Source organism: Kitasatospora sp. NPDC057595 (assembly GCF_042800875.1).
In the GTDB taxonomy this organism is placed as follows: domain Bacteria; phylum Actinomycetota; class Actinomycetes; order Streptomycetales; family Streptomycetaceae; genus Kitasatospora.
In genome coordinates this window covers 48,303-69,593 of record NZ_JBHVGL010000018.1, presented here as the reverse complement: position 1 = coordinate 69,593, position 21,291 = coordinate 48,303, and the positions used below count along the sequence as shown (strand labels likewise).

Genomic DNA, 21,291 nt, shown 5'->3' with positions numbered 1-21,291 from the left:
GGCGACACCGTCCGCGCCCCGCTCACTCCGCCCGGGCCGCGGCCACCACCTCGGTCATCGCCGTCAGGAACCGCCGCGCCACCGCGAGTTCCGCGTCCCCGAACGCCCCCATCGCGGCGACCAGATCGGCGATCAGTCCGCCGAAGAAACCCTGGCCGAGCTCGACCGCGCGCTCCTCCACCAGCAGCCGCACCTTGCGACGGTCCCCCGGATCGCGCTCGCGCCGGATCAGCCCGAGCCGCTCCAGCCGGTCGACCAGCCCGGTCGTCCCGGCCGAGTTCAGCCCCAGCGCCTCGCCGAGCCGCCCCGGCGTGACCACCGTCCCGGCCCGCGCGGCGTCCAGCAGGTGGACCAGCGCCCGCAGATCGGTCGGGTGCAGGCCGTTCCGAGCGGCGAACTCGGCTCCGAACAGGTCGAGTTCGACGGTCAGCCCGCGCAGCAGATGGACCAGCTGCATCGGTGTCCGCTCCGGCTCCACCTCTTCTCCTTCCCTCCGGGGTCCCCTGGACGTATTCTCTCGCTGAGCGAGATACATGCTCACCGAGCGAGCACCTCGAACCCCGAGTGCCTCGAACCCTGGGGGAAGACTATGTCCGTACGCCCTGCCGCCCGCCCCGACCCCTCCCCCGCCGTTCCCCTCGGCACCCGCCTCGCCACGTTCCTCGCCGCCTACGACGAAGCCCTCGCCCGCTGGCCGCTCCCGGTCGAGACGCTCACCGTCCCCACCCCGTACGGCGCCACCCGGGTCAATGCCTGCGGCCCGCACGACGGCCACCCGCTCGTCCTGGTGCACGGCGGCGGCGCCACCGCCACCTGCTGGTCCGCCACCGCCACCGCCCTCGCCGGGGCCGGCCACCGGGTGCTCGCCGTCGACCTCGTCGGCGACCCGGGCCGCAGCACCCTCGACCGCCCCCGCCTCCGCGGCCTCCCCGAGCTGCTCGGCTGGCTCGACGCCGTGCTCGACGGGCTGGGCGTGCCCGCCGCCGACCTGGTCGGCCACTCCTACGGCGGGTGGATCGCCCTGCGGTACGCCCTGCACGCCCCCGCCCGGGTCCGGCGGCTCGCCCTGCTCGACCCCACCCAGTGCTTCACCGGCTTCCGGCCCCATTACCTGCTGCGCGTCCTGCCGCTCCTCCTGGCACCGCGCACCGCCGCCAAGGCCCGCTCCTACCTCGACTGGGAGAGCGGCGGCACCGGGCTCGACCCGGCCTGGCGCGAGCTCTACGCCCTCGGCTTCGCGGACTTCCCCGCCGCCCGCCCGGTCACCGGCCCCCGCCCGAGCGCGGCCGAACTGCGCACGCTGACGGCCCCCACCCTCGTCCTGCTCGCCGAACGCAGCCGCACCCACCACGCCCACACGGTGGCCGCCCACACCCGCCGGACCCTGCCCGACGCGACCGTCACCGTCGTGCCCGGCGCCTCCCACCACACGCTGCTGACGGCCCACCCCGACGAGCTGAACCGCCACCTCACCGCCTTCCTGGCCCCCGATCACCCCTGACCGTCCACCCCTGCTACGACAGCTCGTGGCACGGCGGCGTCCACGAGGGCCACGACGACCACATCCGGCGGCTCCCCGGCCGAGGCAGAGCAACCCGCCGGCCCCGCACTCCCCTTCCGGAGGGTGCGGGGCCGCAACCCCGACAGGCGCCCTAGCGGCCCGCCAGCCCGGCGATCAGTGCGCCGAGGGCCACCTCCAGATCGCCGCAGCGCTCGCCCACGCCCACGAAGCCCACCTCCGCCAGCACCCGGCCCAGCGCGGGCAGGCGCTCGCGATCCGCGGACTCGATGACGGTCCGCCGCTGACTCGGCTCGCGGGGCGGGCTGACGGGATGTTCGGAGAGCAACTCGCCGAGGACCAGCTGCCAGCAGGCGCGGAACGCGGTCAGCGCCCGCTCGGGCGACAGCCCGGCGGCCATGAGGTCGGCGAGACAGGCGTCGTTGAACGCCAGCGCGTTCCGGGCGACGAGCTCGCCCCGGACCAGCACCGTCACCACCCAGGCGTGGCCGGCCAGGTAGTCATGGGCGTCGAGCAGTCGGCGCAGCAGCCGCTCCTGCGGCCCCGCACCCGGGACATCGACCGGCATGCCCTCCGCGATCTGCTCCAGGACGGCGATCAGCAGCGCGTCCCGGTCGGCCACGTGCCGGTACAGCGAAGCGGGCGCCGTGCCGAGCTCGGTGGCGACGGCCCGCATGGTGAGCGCGTCGATGCCGTCGCGCTCGATCACCCGGCGTCCGGCGGCGACCACCCCGGCCGTGGTCAGCCCCGGGCGGGGCCGCTTGCGGCCGTACTTGCCGCGCTCGGCCTCCGGCTGCTCCGGGGCGGCCGGCCCAGCCGCCTCGCCTGCCTCGTCCGTCTCGTTCGCCTCGTCCGTCTCGTCCGTCCCGTTCGCCTCGTCCTCGCCGACGCCCGGCCGGTTGCTCCGTTCTGACACGCCGCCATCCTGCCATGCTTGCACCAAACCGCCTCCGACCTGGACACTTGCACCACTTAATAGGCAAGGCTTACCTTACGCGAACAACGTTCGCATCGGAGGTCGCCATGCCCGAGTCCGCGCCGCCCCGTACCACCGCCGCCACCGCCGCCCCACCCGGGTCCAGCGCTCCCCGACCGACCGCCCGGCCCACCGCCGCCCGCGCCGGCCTGGTCCTGGTCACCGTCTCCGTCTGCCAGCTGATGGTCACCCTCGACGCCAGCATCGTGAACATCGCGCTCCCCGCCATGGGCGAGTCCCTGGGCTTCGCCGACAGCGCCCTGCCCTGGGTGGTCAACGCCTACGCGCTGGCCTTCGGCGGACTGCTGCTGCTCGGCGGCCGGACCGCCGACCTCGTCGGACACCGCCGCGCGGTCCTCTCCGGCCTGGTGCTGTTCGGCCTCGCCTCGGTGCTCGGCGGGTTCGCGCAGACCCCCGCCCAGCTGGTCGCGGCGCGGGCCGGCCAGGGCGTGGCAGCCGCCGTCCTGGCCCCGATCGGGCTGACGCTGATCATGGTGACCTTCGCCGAGGGTGCCGCCAGGGCGCGCGCCGTCGGCATCTGGTCGATGGTGACGGCGGGCGGCAGCGCGCTGGGCGTCCTGCTCGGCGGAGTGCTGACGGACCTGCTCGACTGGCGCTGGGTGTTCTTCGTCAACGTGCCGATCGTGCTCGCCGGCCTCGTGCTGGCTCTCCGTTCGGTGCCCGCCGTCCGACCGCCGCTCGCCGGCCGCCCGGACGTGCTCGGCGCCATCCTCGGCACCGGTGCGATGACCGCCCTGGTCTACGGCCTGATGGAGACCGACCGCCACCCGTGGGGTTCGGCCCGGACGCTCGGCACGCTCGCCGCCGCCGTCCTGCTCGGACTCCTCTTCCTGTGCTGGGAGGCGCGCATCGCCCGGATGCCGATCGTCCGGCTGGGCGTACTGCGGGCCCGGACGGCCTGGGTGTCGAGCCTGCTGGTCACGCTGCTCGGCGCGGGCATGCTGGTCGGCTTCTACTTCTGCTCGCTGTTCCTGCAGAACGTCCTCGGCTACGGCCCGCTGGCGGCCGGCGCCGCGTTCCTGCCGTTCTGCGCCGGGACGGCGGCGGGCAGTATGGTCGCGGGACGCCTCACCGCCCGCTTCGGCGGCCGGGCCACCCTCACCGGCGCGCTTGTGCTCACCGCGCTGGGGATGCTCTGGTTCGGCGGGCTCGGCCTGGACTCCGACTATCCGACCGGCTTTGTCGGACCGTCGATCGTGACCAGCGTGGGCGTCGGCGTCTGCATGGTCGCCAACACCGCGATGGGCACCTCCGGCGTCGATCCCCGCGAGGCCGGACTGGTCAGCGGGCTGCTCAACGCCGGCCGCCAGTGCGGGGGCAGCATCGGACTCGCCGTCCTGTCGACCGTCGCGGTCGCCGCCACCCGCCGGGCCGCCGCGGACGGGCACACCGCGCGGGCCGCCCTCGCCGCCGGCTACGACCACGCCTTCGTGGTCACCGCCGGGGTCCTCGGTGCGGCCGCCCTGCTCGCGCTGTTCTTCGTTCCGTCCCGCCGGCGGACGCCGGTCCGTCAGTAGATCAGGTATCCCGGCCGGTGCCCCTCGTCCTCGATCTCACCGTCGGCCTGGGCCTTCAGCTTTCGGGACAGCGCCTCCAGCGCGCGTGAGGCCGCGACCTCCTCGCCGATCCGGGCGAGCGGTCGGTCGTCCACGCTGCGGGTCGACTCCCCGCGCGCGGTGAGGCCCGGGGCCCGGGCGCCGGTCAGCCTCGCCTGGCATCCGGTGTGGACGCCGTCCTCCTCGAAGCTCAGCTCCACATCCCACTGGTTGTGCATGCCACACCTCCTGGCGCCGGTCCCCGTCGCACCTGCTCGGGCCGGTACGGGCGGTGCCCGCGACGGGCCGCTCACACCAGCGTGCGCCCCCCGGCCCGACGGCGGCAACCGGGCACCCGGCCACCCCGTACGCCGCCGCTCCGTACTCCGCCACGCCGTCCGCCGCCGTGACGGAGCACGACCCGCCGGGCGGCGCGGCAACGCAGGTCGGCGCCCCACCCCGGCGGTAGGCTGGCCGCAACGCGCGCCGATGCCGCGGGACACCCCGCTCCGGATCGCCCGGCCGCACGGGCGGACCCGTCCGAGCAGCCACCCGTCCGAGGAGCCACCCCGGAGCGGAGCCGCCCCGGAAACCGGGCGGTGGTGCGGTGCGGTCAACAACCCTCGGGTGGTCCCTCCGTGGCGGTCTTCGTCCTGGCTCTGAGCGCCGCCTGCTTCCTGGGCCTCGGATTCGTCCTCCAGCAGCACGCGGCGCAGCGGGCCCCGCGTGCCGATCTGCTGCACTGGCGGCTGCTGCTCGACCTGTTGCGGATGCCGGAGTGGCTGCTCGGCACCGCCTTCATGGTCACCGGGCTGATCCTCTCCGCGCTCGCCCTCAACAAGGGCGAGGTCTCGCTCGTCGAACCGCTGCTCGCCACCAACCTCATCTTCGCGATGGCGCTCGCCCGGGTGCTGACCCGCCAGACGCTCGGGCGCTCCGGCTGGGCCGGGGTACTGCTGCTCGCGCTCGGCGTGACGGCGTTCATCGTGGCCGGCCGCCCCACCGGCGGCGGCGCTCCGGCGAGCGAACTGCGGCACTGGCTGGTGGTCGGCACCGTGGTCGGGCTGACGCTGCTCCTGATCTCCACGGCCCGCCGGCTGCCGCTGTTCGAGGAGGCGACGGTGCTCGCCCTGGCCGCCGGCCTGCTCTACGGGCTGCAGGACGCGCTCACCCGCACCACCACCCAGCGGCTCGACCACCAGGGCCTGGACGCCGTGCTGCGCAGTTGGCAGCCGTACGCGGTGGTGGCGGCCGGGGTGGTCGGGCTGCTGCTGGTGCAGAGCGCCTTCGAGGCCGCGCCGCTGCGGATGTCCCTGCCCGCGCTGACCGCCGCCCAGCCGATCACCGGGATCGCCTGCGCGGTCGGGTTCCTCGGCGACCGGCTCCGGGTCACCCCCGGTGCGCTGGCCTGGCAGGCGGCCGGCCTGGTGGCCATCGTCATCGGCGTAGTGGTCATCGGCCGCCACCCGGCCCTGCCCGGCACCGTCGGCGACACCCTGGAGTCCATCGGCGAAAGCCCGGACGACGCCGTGGACGACACGGCGCAGACCCCGGACGACGCCGTGGACGACACGACGCAGACCCCGCCCACCGGCCGGCCTGCCGCCCCGCCCTCCGATCGGCCCACCGACCCGCCCGACCCCGACTGACCGACCGCGGGAGCCCCCATGTGCTGGAGTGCCCGGGCGGACCTCGCCGTCGGCGGTGCGGTGACGGCCGTCGGTGTGCTCTGCCTGGTCCGCGTCCGGCGTTCCGGCCGGTCCGGACGCCTGCCGCTCGCCGCGCTCCCGCTGGTGCTCGGCGTGCACCAGCTGATCGAGGCCGCCGTCTGGTTCGGCGCCGACGGCGACCTGCCCGCCGCCCCGGCCACCTGGGCCCGGACCGCCTGGGCGGTGATCGCCCTGCCCCTGCTCCCCCTCCTGGTACCCATCGGCGTCCGCCGCGCGGCGCTCGACGCCGACCCCTCGCGACGGCGGCTGCTCACGGCGCTGGTCCTGCTCGGTCTGCTGGTCGCCGTGCCACTGGCCCACGCCGTCGCCACCCACCCGATCGACGCCACCGCCCACGCCCACACCCTCGACTACCGCATCGGCGTCCCCCATCCCGCCCTCCTCCTGGTCGGCTACCTCCTCGCCACCGTCGGCGCCCTGCTTGTCAGCGGCGACCGCCGGCTGCGCCGCCTCGGCATCCTCACCGGCGCCGGCGCTGTCGCCTGCGCCCTCCTCTGGCGACTGGCCTTCATCTCCACCTGGTGCGCCCTCGCCGCCCTCGCCTCCGTCCTCCTCCTCCAGTGGACGTCCGCCCCCGACGCCACCCACCCCCGGCGGGGAGCCGTCAGCCCACCGGGCGGCCCCGCCACTCCAGGGGAGTGACCTCGATGGCCCGGTCGGGGTCACCGTCCCACTCGGTGCGAAGGCCTCACGGGCGGGGCCCGTCTCCAGCGACGACCAGGCCGGACCACCGTCCCCTCCGGCCTCCCGACGGCTGACCGCCGTCGTCCGGAAGTACCGGTCAGCGGCACTCTCGCGGTACTCCAGCGTGTACTCACCACCGTCCTCGTGCCAGATCCGGGCGAGCGCCTCCGGCAGGTCGACGCCGTCTGGAGGACCAGGAACCGGTCACCGTCCACCACCGATCCACCAGGCCGCAGACCTCCCGCCGCGCCGGCGCGACCCTGCCGCAGTGTGCTGAGGCCCCGCCCGACCGTCACCTCCGTCAGTCCGCCGGGACCGGCGCCGCCGTGTTCGCCGGGGCGGGTTGCTTCTCTTTCGGGGCGCTGCTCGTGGTGGCGGCCCGGGTACGGCCACGGGTGCGGTCCATCTCGCGCCACTCCGGTCGCAGGCCGGACAGGGTGGTGATGACGAAGTAGAGGCCGCCGCACACGAGCAGCACGGGTATGAGCCCCACCGTCGTCACGGTGGCGCCGGCCAGGAGGCCGCCGAGCGGGATCCCGGCCCAGGCGAGGGAGTCGCTGAGGGCGTTGACCCGCCCCAGCAAGTGGCGCGGCACCCGCTCGAAGAAGACGGCGCCGAGGATCGGGTTGAGGAATCCGGATCCGAAACCGCTCACCACGAAGACGGCGACCACCACGCTCATCGGCACGTCCAGGGCCAGGACGACGAACCGTGGGGCCCCGCAGAGCAGGAAGCCGACGAAGAACACGGTGCGGCGCCGAAGCCGGTGGGCGACGGCCGCAGCGATCAGGCTGCCGGCCACCGCCGCGACCCCCCAGGCCGTCCCGGTCAGGCCGATCGCGGCGGGGCCGCCGCCCGACTCCCTGGCCCAGACCGGGACCAGCACCGCCAGGAACGCCGCGTCCAGGAGGTTGGTCAGTGCGATCGTCAGGATGATCGTCAGCAGCAGCGGTTCACGCCGCAGGAACGCGAAGCCCTCCCGGAAGAGCTGCCAGTATCCGGCGGCCGGCCCGTCCTCCGCGGCCTCGGCCGGGGCCGGGGCCGGGACGGCGGCCCGGCCGGTCCCGCGCGGCAGCGCGACGGCGATGGCGAGCGAGCCCAGCGCGAAGCCGAGCGCATTGGCCGTCAGACCGGCCATCGGACCGAGCAGCGCGACCAGCGCGCCGCCGACGGCCGGGCCCAGTGTGGTGGCCAGCCGCTCGACCACGCCCGCCAGGCCGGTGGCCCGCTCCAGCGGGACGCGGGCCCGGTCGGCCGCCTCGGGAACCATGACCTCCTTGGCGAGGTCCCCCGGGCCACGGGCGGCGCCGATCACCGCGACCATGACCAGCAGCAGCCAGAACGGGAGCAGCCCCAGGCCGTGCAGCAGGGGCACCAGGCCGGCGGCGACGGCGCTCACCGCGTCCGTGGTCCAGGAGACGACCCGTGGCCCGAGCCGGTCGATCACCGGGCCGGTGAACGCCTTGACCAGCACGTACGGCGCCAGTTCGACGAACGCGACCACGCCGGTCATCGTGGCGCTGCCGGTGGTGGCGAGCACGAACCACGGCAGGGCGATGGCCGACACCCGGGTGCCGGTCAGCGAGATCGCCATCGCCGTCAGCACCCCGGCCAGCGGCCGCAGGCTGCGCGGCGCGGCCTCCGGGGCGGCGCCCGCGGAGGGAACCGTGTGCCGCGCGGTCATGATCGCCCCTCCGCCCCGCCCGAGTCCGCGCCGCTCTGCGGCTCCGGCAGCACCTGGACGACCACGGCGACCCGGTCCGTGCCCTCGGGCACGGGCTTCCCCGGGGTGATCCGGCGGTAGCGGGCGACCACCGCCGACAGGTCTCCGGCCAGGGCCCGGGCCTCCTCCGGGGTCAGCTGGAGCACCATGTCGCTGAGGTCCAGCGCGTTCCGCCACTCGACCGGCATGGTCTCGTAGGCGTTGAGCGCCGTCTGCGCGGTCATGGTGTGCGCCGCCACGATCGAGCGCAGATAGCCGAGCGCCGCCTCCGGCTCCTGCTCCGCGAGTTCGGTGTCGGTCCACCACGTCACCTGGTGGACCGACTTCCACCAGCGCTCACGGGCGTTGCCCCGCTCGGTGTCCTCGGCGACGAAACCGGCGGCCGCCAGCTGGCGCAGGTGGTAGCTGGTCGCGCCGGAGTTCAGCCCCAGTTGCTCCGCCAGCCTGGTGGCGGTGGACGGGCCGTTCTTGCGCAGCAGCCCGATCAGCTGCACGCGCACGGGATGGGCCAGGGCACGCAGGCCCTTGGCGTCGATCACGACATCGGTCTGCGGATCCGGGCCGTGCGGCCACCTGCGGTCATCGGTCATGGCAGCACCATAGAACCGCAAAGAACTCTTCGCAAAGGTTTTTTGCGAAGAACTCTTTGCGGATTCGAACGGGGCGCCGGCCGACCACCGGGTCCGCGCGGGCCGCCGTCAGTCCCGCGCGACCGTCAGCACCACCACCACCGTGAGCCCGCCACCGGGCGTCTGCTCCACCTCCAGCCGGCCCCCGGCCGACCTGACCAGGCCCGATATCGACGGACCCACCCGCTCGGACCCGCCCTCCGGTCCACCCGCACGCCCACCGCCCGCACCGCCGCCCGCACCACCGGGACCGCCGCCGTACGCCCTGCCGAACAGCCAGCGCCGCGCCTCCGGCGGTTCCGACGAGCCCCGGTCGACCACCCGCAGTTCGACCCGGGCCGGCTCCGCCGCCCACGGATCCGATCCACCGACGACCTCCGCGAACTCCGCCCGGCCCCGGCCACCCGACCCGCCCGGCCCGCCCGAAGCCCCCCGGCCAGCGGGCCGGCCGGCCGGTCCCGGCAGTGCGTCGGCCCGCACCAGCACCCGTGTGCCCGGCGGGTTGCGGCGGATCGCGTGGTCCACCAGCCCGGCCAGCGCCGCCTCCAGCCGCACCGAGTCGGCGACCACCACCGGCAGCCCCACCGGCACCCTCGCGGTCACCGCCGACGCCCGCCCGCCGCCCCGCAGCACCCGCCCCACCAGCTCGGCCGGCTGCACGTGCCGCGCGTCCGGCACGCACCCACCGGCCCGGTCCGTCCAGCGCAACCGCTCCAGCTCCGGCCGCGACAGCGGCTGCGGCCCGGCCATCCCACCAGGCCCGGACCGCCCCTGACCACCGGCGACCACGGTGGCGACCGCGCCGCCGAGCGCACCCGCCCGACCGCCCGGTTCCGGCCGCCCGCCGGCGCCGACCCCCTTGAGCAGCCGAGCGCCCGCCAGCGCCCCGGACCGCCCGAGCGGACCGAGCCCGCCCAGCGCCCGGGCGCCCGACGCGACGTAGCCCCAGAGCTTCCCGCCTGCCATCGTCCTGCCCCTCGTCCCGCGCGGACCGGATCCACCGCCTCCACGGCGGCCCGGTGCGGGCCGTCTCCCCGGCCCTGGGCCAAGCCTGCGTCCCCGCCGCCCGGGTGACAATCCGGCTCTCGGGCCCCTGGGGGCACTACCACCCCTCCGACCAGCGGGGCCGTCCCCCGCCGACCGTCGGGAGCACCACACCGGCGCGCGCCCTGCGTCGTGCGCCCCCAAAACCGCCGCCCGCCGGTGTCCCCCGCGGCCACCCACCCCGCCGCCCGGCCACCGCCGCATCGTCGCCCGCGGAGCCCGGCCGGCTCCGCCCGACCTGCTCCGCCCGGCCCGCCCGGCCCGCCCAGCCCGCCCAGCCCGCTCGGCCCGGCGAACCTAGACTGACCCCATGGCCCGGCTCAACGACAAGGTCAGGGAGCTGCTCCAGGAGTACGCCGACCTGATCTCGATCACCGGTGGCGACGGCTTCCGTGCCCGCGCCTACGAGAAGGCCGCCCGGGCGGTCGGCGGCCACCCCGATGACATCGACGGCCTGGACGTCAAGGGACTCCAGCAGATCCCGGGCGTCGGCAGGTCCACCGCCGAGAAGATCGCCGAGTACCTCGCCGACGAGCGGATCGAGGCCCTGGAGTCGCTCCGGGCCAAGATCCCGGCCGGCGTCCGCGCCATGATGTCCGTTCCCGGCGTCGGCCCGAAACGCGCCCTCGCCCTCTACCGCGACCTCGGCATCGCCTCCGTCGACGAGCTCGCCGAGGCGATCCGCGCCGACCGGCTGAGCGAGGTGCCCGGCCTGGGCGAGCGCAGCGGCGAGAAGATCCTGCACGGCATCGAGCTGATGCGCCAGTCCGGCGGCCGCACCCTGCTGGACACCGCGACCGCCCTGGCCGACCAGCTCGTCGCGGCGCTGCGGGCCGTCCCCGGGTGCACCCGCTGCGCGTACGCGGGCTCGCTGCGCCGGATGCGCGAGACGGTCGGCGACATCGACGTGCTGGCCACCGCCGAGGACTCGGCGCCCCTGATGGCCGCGCTCACCGGCCTCCCCCACGTGGCCGAGGTGATCGGCACCGGGCCGACCAAGACCTCGGTGCGCACCACCGAGGGCATCCAGGTGGACCTGCGGGTGGTGCCCGAGGAGGACTGGGGCGCGGCGCTGGTGTACTTCACCGGCTCGAAGGCGCACAACATCAAGCTCCGGACGATGGCGGTCCGGGCCGGGCTGAAGCTCTCCGAGTACGGGCTGTTCGAGGCCGAGGACGGCGCCAAGATCGTCTCGGCGAGCGAGGACGAGGTGTACGCGGCACTCGGTCTGCCGTGGATCGCGCCACCGCTGCGCGAGGACCGGGGCGAGATCGAGGCCGCCCTGCGCGGCGAGCTGCCGGAGCTGGTGACCGAGGCGGACCTGCGCGGCGACCTGCACACCCACACCGACCTCACCGACGGCCTGGCCACCCTGGAGGAGATGATCGACACCGCGGCCGCCCGCGGCTACGCCTACTTCGCGGTCACCGACCACGCCCCCGACCTGGTGATGCAGCGGATGACCGACGAGAAGATGCTCGCCCAGCGCGAGCGGCTGCGCGAACTGGCCGGCCGCCACCGCCGGATGCGGCTGCTGCACGGCACCGAGCTGAACATCGGACCGGACGGCACCGTGGACTGGCCGGCCGGGTTCCTGGCCGGGTTCGACGTCTGCGTGGCCTCGGTCCACTCGCACTTCGGCGCGGACCGCGACACCCAGACCCGCCGGCTGATCCGGGCCTGCGAGAACCCGCACGTGCACGTCATCGGCCATCTCACCACCCGGCGGATCGGCCGGCGCGGGCCGATCGACGTCGACCTGGACGCCGTCTTCGCGGCCGCCGCCCGGACCGGTACCGCCATCGAGATCAACAGCTCGCCGCAGCGCCTCGACCTGCGCGACGAGGACGTGCTCCGGGCCAAGCGCCACGGTGTGAGGTTCACGATCGACAGCGACGCGCACGCCACCCCGCACCTCGCCTACCCCCGGTACGGGATCGGCACGGCGCAGCGCGCCTGGCTGACCGCCGAGGACGTCATCAACGCCTGGCCGTGGCAGCGCCTGAAGCGGTTCCTGCGCAAGGACGCACTCCGCGGCTGACCCTTCCGCACGATTCCGGCACATTGGGATGATTCAGGAGAAAACTTCCCGGAACCCCTGGTGCATCCGCCGTCCCGGGCGCATCATGGTAGTGGACCTGCGGGGTCGTCGAGGAAGTTCGACCGCAGGAGGCAGTGGCGACAGATCGAGACGGATCAGGGTCTGCCGCTGGTACCTCGGTCGACGATCGAACCATATGGCCGGAGGACATCACGTCCGGAGGCCAGCCTCCACCTCGCAGGTTCCGCGCGTCCCGCCGCCGACCACTGACCGCCGACCGGCCGTCGGCCGCTTCACTGCGCGGGCGGCACCGCGTAGCCCATGTCCCAGGCGTGCACGGCGATGCCGACCCGGTTCTGCACCCCGAGCTTGCGCTGGATGCTGGCCACATGCGTCTTCACCGTCCCCGGGGAGATGAACAGCTCGGCGGCGATGTCCGCGTTGGTCCGCCCGGCCGCGACCTGGCCGGCGATCTCCACCTCGCGTTCGGTCAGCGGCGCCGCCGGGGCGGATCGCCGGTCCACCCGCCGGGGCGCGGACATGTGCCGCAGCAGCCGCACCGTGACCGACGGGCTGATCAGGCTCTCGCCGCCCGCCGCCGCGCGGACCGCCTCGGCCAGCAGCGCCGGACCGGAGCGCTTCAGCAGGAACCCGGAGGCCCCGTGCCGCAGCGCCGGGTAGACGTACTCGTCGAGGTCGAAGGTGGTCAGCACCACCACCCGCACCGGTGTTGCCGCCCCCGGAGCGGCCAGCCGCCTGGTCAGCTCCAGCCCGTCCATCCGGGGCATCCGGATGTCCACCAGCGCGACGTCCGGGCGCAGTTCCGCCGCGAGTTCGAGCGCGGCGACCCCGTCGGCCGCCTCGCCGACCACCGTGATGTCGGGCTGGGCGTCCAGGATCCGCCGTACGCTCCGGCGCACGGCCTCCTGGTCGTCGGCGATCAGCGTGCGGATGGGTTCCGGGTTCGGACTCGTCACGCACGGCAGTCTCGCACGGCGGTGACACACGGCGGTGACGCGTACCACCCCGGGAGGCCGGGACTCAGGCGGACCCGGCCCCCTTGAGGTCGGTCTTCCTGCCGTCGCGCAGCACGGCCGTGTTCAACGGCACCTCGACGCGGAACCTTGCGTCGCAGTTGGCGAAACCCGAACAACTCGCCTCCAGGGTCAGCGTGTTCTCCTCCAGCGTCCAGCTGGTCCGCTCCTTGCCGATCCCGTCCGCCTTGAACCAGCGGGTCACCTTGACGCCCTGACGGTCCGCCGCCACCAGGTCGGTCGGGACGTGGTGCAGCGAGACGACGTTCAGGGTGCTGCCGCTGAACGTGAAGACCGTCGACTCGGGATCGGCGTCCCCCGCCTTGGCGCAGCCGGCGACGGCGGTCAGCAGGACGGTCACCGCCAAGGCCGCACCGGCGGCGGGTATCCGGCCCGCACCCGGCCCCGGCCGCCGACCGGGCCCGAGGCGCCGACGACGGCCCGGGACGGAAGGCTGCGCGGCGACGGGCACGCCGAGCCGGTTCGGATCGGCGGGCACAACAGGTACTGCGGGTACTGCGGGTACTGCGCGAACGGCGGGCACAACAGACACCGCGGGCAGCACGACGGTCATGGCGGCTTCTCCTTCGACGGGCGCGTCGGTCACGGCTACGAGCATCCCCTCCCGCCGCGCCGCCGCCATCTGCCGATCGGCAGATCTTCGGCCGCCGACTTGCCCCGCCACCCCTGCCGATCGGCCTACCTGACGGGCAGTTCGCAGCCGGTCCGCCACCCCGCCGGCCGCAGCGGCCCCGCCTCCAGCGTGCCGCCGTGCGCGGCGAGCCGTTCGGCGAGCCCCACCAGCCCGGTACCGCCGCTGCCCGGACGCCGCCGGAGCAGGCCCCTGATCCCGGAGCCGCCCCCGCCGTCGTCGCTCACCGACACCACGACCGCGGCCGCCGCGCCCCCTCCGGCCCCCGGATTCCCGCCGCCCGGCCGCACCTCCACCCGCACCACCGCCTCCCCGGCCCCGGGTGCGTGCCGCCGCACATTGGTCAGCGCCTCCAGCACCGCCGCGTACGCGGTGGCCTCGGCCTCTCCGGCGAGCAGGCCCACGGCCTCCGGCGCCGCCTCCAGCCGGGCCCGGGTCGGCCCGGTCGTGCCGAAACGTTCCACCAGCTCCGGCAGGTCCGCCAGCCCGTACACCCGGGTCGCCCCCGCCCCACCCGCCGCGGCGTGTACGCCGCCCCCGTCCTCGCGCGGCTCCCGCAGCGCGCCCACCATCGCGTCCATCGAGTCCAGTGCCCGCAGCCCGGCCTCCTCCAGGCGGCGCAGCAGGGCGGCCGTCTCCTCCGGTTCCTGGCCCGGCAGTTGCCCGGCCTGCGCCTCCAGCACGATGCCGGTGATCTCGTGCGCCACGAAGTCGTGCAGTCCGCGCGCCACCTCCAGCCGCTGCTCGCGCCGGGCCCGGGAGACCGCCCGCTCACGCCGCGCGTCCAGCACCCGCAGGTAGAGGCAGACCCCGACCACCACGGTCAGCGGAAGCAGCGAGAGCAGCGCGGCAGCCAGCGAACCGGACCAGGCCGCGCCCGGCGTCCGCAGGGTCCAGCGCAGCGGAACGGCCACCGCCGCCACGACCGTCAGCGTGCCGACCGCACCCGCCCACCGGCCGCGGGATCGCCGGGCCACCCGCCCGGCCAGCACCACCAGCGCCGTCCACTCGAACGGCAGCCAGAACGCGGACAGCCGGTACGGGCCCGAGTAGGCGAGGTCGAGCAGCAGCGAGAGTGCCGCCACACCGCCCGCCGCCCCCGCGAGCGTCACCCGCCGCCACGGCCAGGGCAGCACGGCCGTCAGAACCACCAGGGCGGCCAGGGATGCCAGGAGCAGCGCGGCCGCGCGCTGCCCCGGGTGCGCCAGGACGACGGGCAGCAGGACGGCGCACGCCGCCACCACCCCCACCGGCCTGCGTGACCGCGCACCGACAGCGGACGACGCACCGGGTGTGGACGGCACCGGGCCGGAATCGACAGGCATGGCCCCGAGCCTACGGTCCGGCCGGCCACCGCCCTCCGGGCCCGGCCCGTATCCTCCGGAGCCATGACGAAGGTGTACGTGCTGGACGGCACGCGGATCGGTACGACGGACGACTTCTGGCGCGTGATCGGCGAGGCCGTCAACGGTCCCGGAGGCTACTTCGGCCGGAACCTCGACGCCCTCGCCGACTGCCTCGGCGGCGGGTTCGGCACGCCGGACGACGACGACTTCGCGGTGGAGTGGCGCGACCACCGGGCCTCTCGCGAGCACCTCGACCACGCCGAGACGGCCCGTCAGCTGGAGCTCCGGCTGACGCGCTGCCACCCCACCAACCGCCCGGCCGTCGCCGCCGAGCTCGCCGAGGCGCGGGCGGGACGCGGGCCGACGGTGTTCGACCGGCTGGTCACGGTCTTCGAGGAGCGTGCCCCGGGCGTCCTGCGGCTCCTGTGACGCCCCCGAAGCCACCCGCGCGGTACCGTTCGTCCGGACGGGCACCAGCGCCCGCAACCCGGCCGAGAGCACGGAACACCGAGCACGGAGACCGAACCGGAGGACCACCCCGATGAGCGAAGTGCCGCCCGACTACGGCCGGCTCGCCGCCGTCGGCCCGTACTTCGCCCTGGACGCCGCCACCGGCCCCGCCCAGGCCCCGCCACCGGGCTTCCGGCCGCTGCGGGAGTTCTACGCCCCGGGCCCGGACGGGCCGTTGGCGCGGCGGGTCCGGGAGGTGGCCCGGCGGCTGGGCACCGCCGAGCCACGGGTCGCGGCCTCCGTCCTGCACCTCGGCCTGGCCGCCCGGTTCTGCTCGGTGGGCCTCGGCGCGGCCGTCCTGCTCGGCGAGGTACCCGACCTGGGACCGGAGCGGGCATGGGTCCGGGTCCCCGAGCAGGGGCCGATCGACCTGTGGCTGCCGTACCGGCCCACGGCGGAACCGACCGCCCCGGCCGACCGGGCCCCGCTCGCCGACCGCTTCCGGCGGACCGTCGTCGAGGGGCAGTTGGCGGACCTGGCGGCGGCCGTCCGGTCGGTGGTCCCGCTCTCCGAGGGGCTGCTGCGCGGCAACGCGGCCTCCGCCCTGGCCGGCGCGCTGCGCGTGCTGGACGCCCAGGCCCCGCACGTCCCCCCGGCCCGCGTGCTCGTCGCCGAGCTGCTGGCCCGTCCGCCGCTGGCCGGAACCGGCACGTTCACCGGGACGCCCGCCGGCGCCGCGTTCCGGCGCACCAGCTGCTGCCTTTACTACCGGGTCGGCCCGCGGGCGGGCGTCTGCGGCGACTGCTGCTTCACCCGTCCCCCGGGCCCCCGCCGCACCGGGCCCGCCGGTCTGTCCTGACCGGGCCCGCCCGGGTCAGCGCTCCAGCGTCGCCGCCAGCAGGTTCGGGTCGGCCATCGTGAAGTAGGCGGCGCTCGGCACGTACACCGTGTCCCCGCCGATGCCGACCGCGGTGGGGTTGGAGAGGCCGTCCGCCGCGTCGAGGACGGTGTGCCGGGAGCCGTCCGGGCCGAGGCGCACGACCTCACTGGCGGGGTTGAGCGCCGCGAGCAGGTCGTCACCGGGGCCGACGAAGGCGAAGTCGTCGAGCCCGGCGAGGCCGTCGGCGCGGACCTCCGCCGGACCGGCCGTGCCGTCCGGGCGGACCGGGATGCGCAGCAGGGAGCCGGTGTCGGTGTTGCCGACCCACACGGCGCCGCGGTGCACCTTGAGGCCGTTGGCGCCGAAGGCGCTGACCGGCTTGAGAAGGGCGTCGTCCGACCAGACCGCCGGGGCGCCGCCGTCCAGCGGGACGGTCCAGACCAGGCCGAGCGCCGAGTCGGAGGAGTACAGCACGCCCGCGGGCGCGTCCAGGGCGAGGCCGTTGGGCAGGCTGTTCGCGGGGAGTGCGGCGATCCGCTCGGGCGCGCCGCCGGGGCAGAGCCGCCAGATGCCGGTGAGGTCCGCGGTGCCGGTGGCGTAGCCGAAGTACAGCGTGCCGTCGTGGGCGCGGACCAGTCCGGAGACGGCGGCGTGGCCGAGCACGGGGGTCGCCGGGTGCGCGGGCTCGGGCAGGGTGGCCAGGACGGTGAGGCGGCCGTCCGGGTCGACGCGGCCGACCTGGCGGGCGAAGGAGAAGGTGAGGTCCACCGAGCCGTCGGGTTCCACCGCGATGTTCTCGGGCTGGAGGTGTTCGGAGATGTCGAAGTGGGCGACGATCCGGGGGTCGGAGAGTGGCGGCGCCACGGCCACGGCCGGTGTGGCGGCGAGCAGCGCCAGCGCCAGGACGGCGGCCGGGGCACCGGACAGCGGGGCGGCCGGGGCCGGGCCGGCAAAGCGGCGGAACGGTCGGGGCACGGCGGGACTCCTCAGCGGGACGGCGGACGGCGGCCCTCGTCAGCACAGCACGGACGCCCGGTGGCCCCGACGCCGCCGGGCTGTGCCGTCGCGAGGATCGCCCGGTCGGCCGCGCCTCGACGCCCGGTGCCCTGACGGGCGGCGACGGCGGGGCCCGCGACCGGCTTGTCCAGAGCCGGTCGCGGGCCCCTGATCCCCACCGGGCGCCGATGCCCTTGGCCCCCGGTGAAGCCGTGCCGCGTCCCACGCTCCCACGGTCCCACGACCGCGGGTGCGCCCGAACGGTCAGACCGCGACCGCCGACTCCTCCATCTCGTCCTCGGCCGCGGCGGCCTCGGCCTCGGCCTCGGCTCCGGCTCCGGCACCGGCACCGGCACCGGCACCGAGGACGCCGGAGCCCCCCGGCTCGCCCGCCGCCCGGCCGCGCTTCTCGTACAGCGCCGCACCGGTCACCAGCACACCCGCCGCCACCAGCCAGAGCACCAGCACCAGCACGTTCCCGCCGAACCCGGCGCCGCCGTCGAAGTACAGCAGGCTGCGCACGCCCTCCAGGAAGCCGGCGCCCGTCCAGAAGGAGTGCAGCCCGCCGAAGAACCCGTTCTGCAGGTCCGGCCGGTAGACACCGCCCGAGCTGGTGAAGTTCAGCATCACGAACAGCACCATCATGGCCAGCGTGGTCCACCGCTTGAGGAAGCCGTGCAGCCCGATGCCGATGCCGATCACGCCGGCCGAGTACAACCAGCTGAGCGCCCAGACCCCGGCCAGGTCGTGGTCCACGACGTGGAAGACCGGCCCGGCGGTGACGATCCCGACGAGGCTCACCGCGAGCGAGACGCCGAGGCCGACCAGGACCCGGATCCGCATGCTCAGCGCCGCGCCGGCCGCGCCGATCACGGCGACGCTGCCGTAGGAGCCGATGCTCAGCGCGACCAGCAGGAAGAAGAGGCCCTGGCCGGTCGGGTCGCCCTGGCTCGGGGTGGTGAGGTCGGTGACGGTGAGCGGCGTGCCCTGCTCCCCGGCGACGCGCTGGAACACCTTCTCGGCCGCCATCGCCGAGGTGTCCGAGTTGGCCTTGGCGACCAGCAGCTCGGGGTGGCCTGCGTCCGGCACGAACGCGCCGACCAGGTCGCGGCCGAGCAGCCGCTGCTCGGCGGTCGCGCGGTCCGGGAGCGTGGAGACGTCCAGCGCGTCGCCCGCCGCCGCCTGCACGGCTCCGGCCAGCTCGCGGGCCTGCGGCGCGGTGCCGACGACGGCGACCTTCAGGTGGTGCGGCTCCGGCTGGTGGAAGGCGCTCTGATAGGCGAGCGCCATCCCGAGACACATCAGCAGCGGGGTGAGCAGGTGGAGTGCCAGGTGCTTGAGCGAGTGCCCCAGAGCGGGCGCTGCGGCGGTGGTCCGGGGTGTGCTCATGGGGCTTCGGTCCATCCTCCGACGATCCGGCAACGGCAATGATGAGTGGTAAATGCAACTATCTGGATGCAGTCTACAACCACCACGGGGGCGGACCGAAGTCCGCCCCCGGTGATCGAGGCCTCACCCCCGCCGAGCGCCCCCTACGGCGCCACCCCGTTCCCCACGGCGCTACCCCAGCTCGAACACGCCGTACGAGAATCCGTCCGCCTGCAACTCGCCCCCCGCGCCGACGCGCACGCCCTGGACGTCCAGCGGCCGAGCCCGGCCGTGCCCGCCGAACGCCACGTCCGCCGGCACCACCGCCGGCTCCCGGCGCGGGTTGACCGCCACCAGGTACCGCCCGGCGCGGGTGTAGACCAGCGGGTACCCGGCGTGCCGCACCTCCACCGCGCCCCTCGTGCCCAGCCCCGGGTGCGCCCGGCGCAGCGCGATCAGCCGCCGCACGGTGTGCAGCAGCGAGGTCGGATCGGCCCGCTGGGTGGCGACGTCCGGCCGGTGCGGGTCCGGGTCGACCGGCAGGTAGAGCCGCTCGACGGGCGCGCTGGAGAAGCCCGCGTTCGGGCCGGGCGCCCATTGCATGGGGGTGCGCGAGCCGGCCCGGTTGTACGTCGGAGTGAGCTCGCTGCCCTCGGTGTCCGGCAGGTCCGGCACGAACCGCATGCCGATCTCGTCTCCGTAGTAGACCGCCGGCAGGGTCGGCCAGGTGAGCAGCAGGGCGAAGGCCGGGGCCAGTTGGTCGGCAGAACGCGGACCGGTCGCCAGCCGGGAGAAGTCGTGGTTGGCGGTGGGGAGGGCGATGTGCCCGGTGCCCTCGGTGAGTTCGGCCGCCGCGCGCCAGGCGTCGAGGAAGACCTGCGGCGTGCCGCGCCCCTCGGCCTCGAAGTAGCACGGGCCCTGCTTCCAGTACTCCTTCACCGTCCCCGCGTTGTTGTTCCACAGCGAGCGCAGCGGCAGGCCGTCGTCGGTGCCGCCGAACTGGAGCAGGAAGTCGGCGTGGAAGCCGGCGGTGACGGCGGCGGCCGGGTCGCCCCACTCGGCGAACAGGGCGGCCTGCGGGTGGTCGCGGTCGAGCCAGTCGCGCAGTTCGGTCCAGAGCTTGCCGGTCTCGACGAAGCCGGGGTCGTCCTTGACCAGCGAGGACGCCATGTCGACCCGGAAGCCCGACACCCCGAGGCCGAGCCAGTGGGCCATGATCGCGCGCAGCGCGGCGCGGTTGGCGCGCGGGCCCTCGGCGTCCACCGACTGGCGCCAGGGCTCGTCCGGATTGCCGCGCGCGTAACCGAAGTTGAGCGCCGGCTGGCAGTCGAAGAAGTTCGGCCGGTACCAGCCGGTCCGCTCACCCGGGGAGGCGACGAAGCCGTCCACCGGCCGCTCCGACCAGATGTAGCGGTGGTCGGACGGGTCCTGCGCCGACGCGCGGAACCAGGGGTGCTGATCGGAGGTGTGGCCGGCGACGAGGTCCAGCAGCACCCGGATGCCCCTGCGGCGCGCCGCCTCGACGAGGGTGGCGAGGTCCTCGGTGGTGCCGTAGCGCGGGGCGGGGGTGAGGTAGTCGGCGACGTCGTACCCCGCGTCGCGGAACGGCGAGGCGAAGCACGGGTTCAGCCAGACCGTGTCCACGCCCAGCCAGGCGAGGTGGTCGAGGTGTTCGGTGATGCCCGCGAAGTCGCCGGTGCCGTCGCCGTCGGAGTCGGCGAAGGTCTGGGGGTATATCTGGTAGAGCACGGCGTCGGTCAGCCAGTCGGGGCCGGGGCGGGTCGAGGTCATGGGTGGATCCTCCTGCCGGGTGCCGGGGGGCTACCGATTCTCGTCGAATCCCGGCCGCCCCAACAGTCCGGCCCGGCCACTCCTGGACCGTCGCACGGTTCCCGGAAGCAGCGCCCGGCCCGACCGTGCGCCCTCCCGAGCCCCTTCCACTCCCCCGCGCCCCCGCCGCCCCCGTTCCCGCCCGGTGGCCCGGCCCGCCACAAACCGGGTCCGACCACCGGGTGGGTCCGTCATCGGGACGCGCAGGCCTGCGTGAACGCCCGCGCCCGCCGGGTGATCTCGGCCCAGTCCCCGGCCGCGACCACCTCCGGCGCCACCACGTCCGTCCCGGCGCAGACCGCCAGCGCGCCGTGCGCCAGGAACTCCGCCGCGTTGCCCGTGTTGACGCCGCCGGAGGCGACCAGCGGGACGTCCGGGTACGGCCCGCGCAGGTCCTTGAAGTAGCCGGGGCCGAAGGCCCGGGCCGGGAAGATCTTCACGGCGGCGGCGCCGAGGTCGACCGCCTGGGCCACCTCGGTCGCGGTGAGCGCGCCGAGCACCACGGGGACCCCGGCCGCGTGCGCGGCGTGCGCCACGTCGGCGCGCAGACCGGGGGTGACCAGGAACGTCGCGCCGGCGGCGAGGCCGCTCCTGGCCTGCTCGGCGGTGAGCACCGTGCCGACGCCGACCCGGTGACCGGCCTGCGCCGCCTTCTCCAGATGGATCGTCACATCCGGTGTGGTGAAGGTGAATTCGGTCCAGGTGATGCCGCCCTCCGCCAGTGCGGCGCAGAGCGCGGCGGCGTCCGGTATCCGGGGAGCACGGACGACCGCGATCACCGGTTCGGCGGCGAGCGCGGTCCGCGTCCGCGCCACGACGGCCGCGTCGGGAGC

Annotated in this window: 20 protein-coding genes; 7 read left to right on the top strand and 13 right to left on the bottom strand. The window is 75.3% G+C overall.

The window, feature by feature from the left end; all coding sequences use genetic code 11:
• Window positions 1-22 precede the first annotated feature (22 nt).
• The gene (locus tag ACFU9E_RS25160; protein WP_380681240.1) at window positions 23-457 is read right to left on the bottom strand and encodes a MarR family winged helix-turn-helix transcriptional regulator; all 435 of its coding nucleotides are present in this window, start codon (window positions 455-457) and stop codon (window positions 23-25) included.
• Between the two features lie 132 nt (window positions 458-589).
• Between ACFU9E_RS25160 and ACFU9E_RS25155 the strand changes: the two genes are divergently transcribed.
• A complete protein-coding gene (locus ACFU9E_RS25155) occupies window positions 590-1,501 on the top strand; it encodes an alpha/beta fold hydrolase (protein ID WP_380681194.1) in 912 nt (303 codons plus the stop codon).
• 151 nt (window positions 1,502-1,652) lie between these two features.
• Here the strand turns inward: ACFU9E_RS25155 and ACFU9E_RS25150 are convergent, their stop codons facing one another.
• Window positions 1,653-2,435: a TetR/AcrR family transcriptional regulator gene (locus ACFU9E_RS25150; RefSeq protein ID WP_380681191.1), complete on the bottom strand. Its 783-nt coding sequence runs from the start codon at window positions 2,433-2,435 to the stop codon at window positions 1,653-1,655.
• Window positions 2,436-2,542: 107 nt separating this feature from the next.
• Between ACFU9E_RS25150 and ACFU9E_RS25145 the strand changes: the two genes are divergently transcribed.
• Entirely contained in the window at window positions 2,543-4,033 is a 1,491-nt protein-coding gene (locus tag ACFU9E_RS25145) for an MFS transporter (RefSeq protein WP_380681188.1), read from the top strand.
• On the opposite strand, the gene ACFU9E_RS25140 is transcribed toward ACFU9E_RS25145, so the two are convergent.
• Entirely contained in the window at window positions 4,027-4,290 is a 264-nt protein-coding gene (locus ACFU9E_RS25140) for a dsRBD fold-containing protein (protein WP_355368922.1), read from the bottom strand. The two genes, ACFU9E_RS25145 and ACFU9E_RS25140, sit on opposite strands and share 7 nt — an antisense overlap.
• Before the next feature lie 399 nt (window positions 4,291-4,689).
• Here ACFU9E_RS25140 and ACFU9E_RS25135 point away from each other — a divergent pair, with 399 nt between their 5' ends.
• Complete coding sequence (locus ACFU9E_RS25135; RefSeq protein ID WP_380681184.1) at window positions 4,690-5,700, top strand: DMT family transporter; 1,011 nt, start codon at window positions 4,690-4,692, stop codon at window positions 5,698-5,700.
• A gap of 18 nt (window positions 5,701-5,718) precedes the next feature.
• Window positions 5,719-6,423, top strand: coding sequence for a DUF6629 family protein (locus ACFU9E_RS25130; RefSeq protein WP_380681181.1), 705 nt, complete (start codon window positions 5,719-5,721; stop codon window positions 6,421-6,423).
• A gap of 343 nt (window positions 6,424-6,766) precedes the next feature.
• Here the strand turns inward: ACFU9E_RS25130 and ACFU9E_RS25125 are convergent, their stop codons facing one another.
• The 3 genes from ACFU9E_RS25125 to ACFU9E_RS25115 all read right to left on the bottom strand — a co-directional run bounded on the left by ACFU9E_RS25125 (window position 6,767) and on the right by ACFU9E_RS25115 (window position 9,783).
• Entirely contained in the window at window positions 6,767-8,149 is a 1,383-nt protein-coding gene (locus tag ACFU9E_RS25125) for an MFS transporter (RefSeq protein WP_380681178.1), read from the bottom strand.
• Window positions 8,146-8,778 carry an ArsR/SmtB family transcription factor gene (locus tag ACFU9E_RS25120; protein ID WP_380681175.1) on the bottom strand — a complete coding sequence of 211 codons (633 nt, stop codon included), beginning with the start codon at window positions 8,776-8,778 and terminating at the stop codon, window positions 8,146-8,148. Before ACFU9E_RS25120 ends, ACFU9E_RS25125 begins: the two co-directional genes overlap by 4 nt.
• Before the next feature lie 108 nt (window positions 8,779-8,886).
• Window positions 8,887-9,783 (bottom strand): hypothetical protein, encoded by an 897-nt coding sequence (locus ACFU9E_RS25115; protein ID WP_380681172.1) that lies wholly within the window; start codon window positions 9,781-9,783, stop codon window positions 8,887-8,889.
• Between the two features lie 388 nt (window positions 9,784-10,171).
• Here ACFU9E_RS25115 and polX point away from each other — a divergent pair, with 388 nt between their 5' ends.
• Window positions 10,172-11,902, top strand: a complete 1,731-nt coding sequence (gene polX / locus ACFU9E_RS25110) for a DNA polymerase/3'-5' exonuclease PolX (protein ID WP_380681169.1) — start codon at window positions 10,172-10,174, stop codon at window positions 11,900-11,902.
• A 293-nt stretch (window positions 11,903-12,195) separates the two neighbouring features.
• Here polX and ACFU9E_RS25105 read toward each other — a convergent pair whose 3' ends face one another.
• The 3 genes from ACFU9E_RS25105 to ACFU9E_RS25095 form a co-directional block, all read right to left on the bottom strand.
• Window positions 12,196-12,879 (bottom strand): response regulator, encoded by a 684-nt coding sequence (locus ACFU9E_RS25105; protein WP_380681166.1) that lies wholly within the window; start codon window positions 12,877-12,879, stop codon window positions 12,196-12,198.
• Window positions 12,880-12,943: 64 nt separating this feature from the next.
• Window positions 12,944-13,297 (bottom strand): hypothetical protein, encoded by a 354-nt coding sequence (locus ACFU9E_RS25100; RefSeq protein ID WP_380681237.1) that lies wholly within the window; start codon window positions 13,295-13,297, stop codon window positions 12,944-12,946.
• Between the two features lie 338 nt (window positions 13,298-13,635).
• On the bottom strand, window positions 13,636-14,913 hold the full coding sequence (locus ACFU9E_RS25095) for a sensor histidine kinase (RefSeq protein ID WP_380681163.1): 1,278 nt from the start codon (window positions 14,911-14,913) through the stop codon (window positions 13,636-13,638).
• A gap of 63 nt (window positions 14,914-14,976) precedes the next feature.
• On the opposite strand from ACFU9E_RS25095, the gene ACFU9E_RS25090 reads away from it, so the two are divergent.
• Together ACFU9E_RS25090 and ACFU9E_RS25085 are read left to right on the top strand one after the other, a co-directional pair.
• A complete protein-coding gene (locus ACFU9E_RS25090; RefSeq protein ID WP_380681162.1) occupies window positions 14,977-15,363 on the top strand; it encodes a barstar family protein in 387 nt (128 codons plus the stop codon).
• Window positions 15,364-15,475: 112 nt separating this feature from the next.
• Entirely contained in the window at window positions 15,476-16,243 is a 768-nt protein-coding gene (locus tag ACFU9E_RS25085) for a (2Fe-2S)-binding protein (RefSeq protein WP_380681158.1), read from the top strand.
• Window positions 16,244-16,258: 15 nt separating this feature from the next.
• Here the strand turns inward: ACFU9E_RS25085 and ACFU9E_RS25080 are convergent, their stop codons facing one another.
• From ACFU9E_RS25080 to ACFU9E_RS25065, 4 genes are all read right to left on the bottom strand, one after another.
• A complete protein-coding gene (locus ACFU9E_RS25080; RefSeq protein ID WP_380681156.1) occupies window positions 16,259-17,239 on the bottom strand; it encodes an SMP-30/gluconolactonase/LRE family protein in 981 nt (326 codons plus the stop codon).
• A 285-nt stretch (window positions 17,240-17,524) separates the two neighbouring features.
• Window positions 17,525-18,649 carry a hypothetical protein gene (locus ACFU9E_RS25075; RefSeq protein WP_380682320.1) on the bottom strand — a complete coding sequence of 375 codons (1,125 nt, stop codon included), beginning with the start codon at window positions 18,647-18,649 and terminating at the stop codon, window positions 17,525-17,527.
• 171 nt (window positions 18,650-18,820) lie between these two features.
• Entirely contained in the window at window positions 18,821-20,419 is a 1,599-nt protein-coding gene (locus tag ACFU9E_RS25070; protein ID WP_380682318.1) for an alpha-amylase family glycosyl hydrolase, read from the bottom strand.
• Between the two features lie 230 nt (window positions 20,420-20,649).
• Window positions 20,650-21,273: a bifunctional 4-hydroxy-2-oxoglutarate aldolase/2-dehydro-3-deoxy-phosphogluconate aldolase gene (locus ACFU9E_RS25065; RefSeq protein ID WP_380682316.1), complete on the bottom strand. Its 624-nt coding sequence runs from the start codon at window positions 21,271-21,273 to the stop codon at window positions 20,650-20,652.
• Window positions 21,274-21,291: the final 18 nt, after the last annotated feature.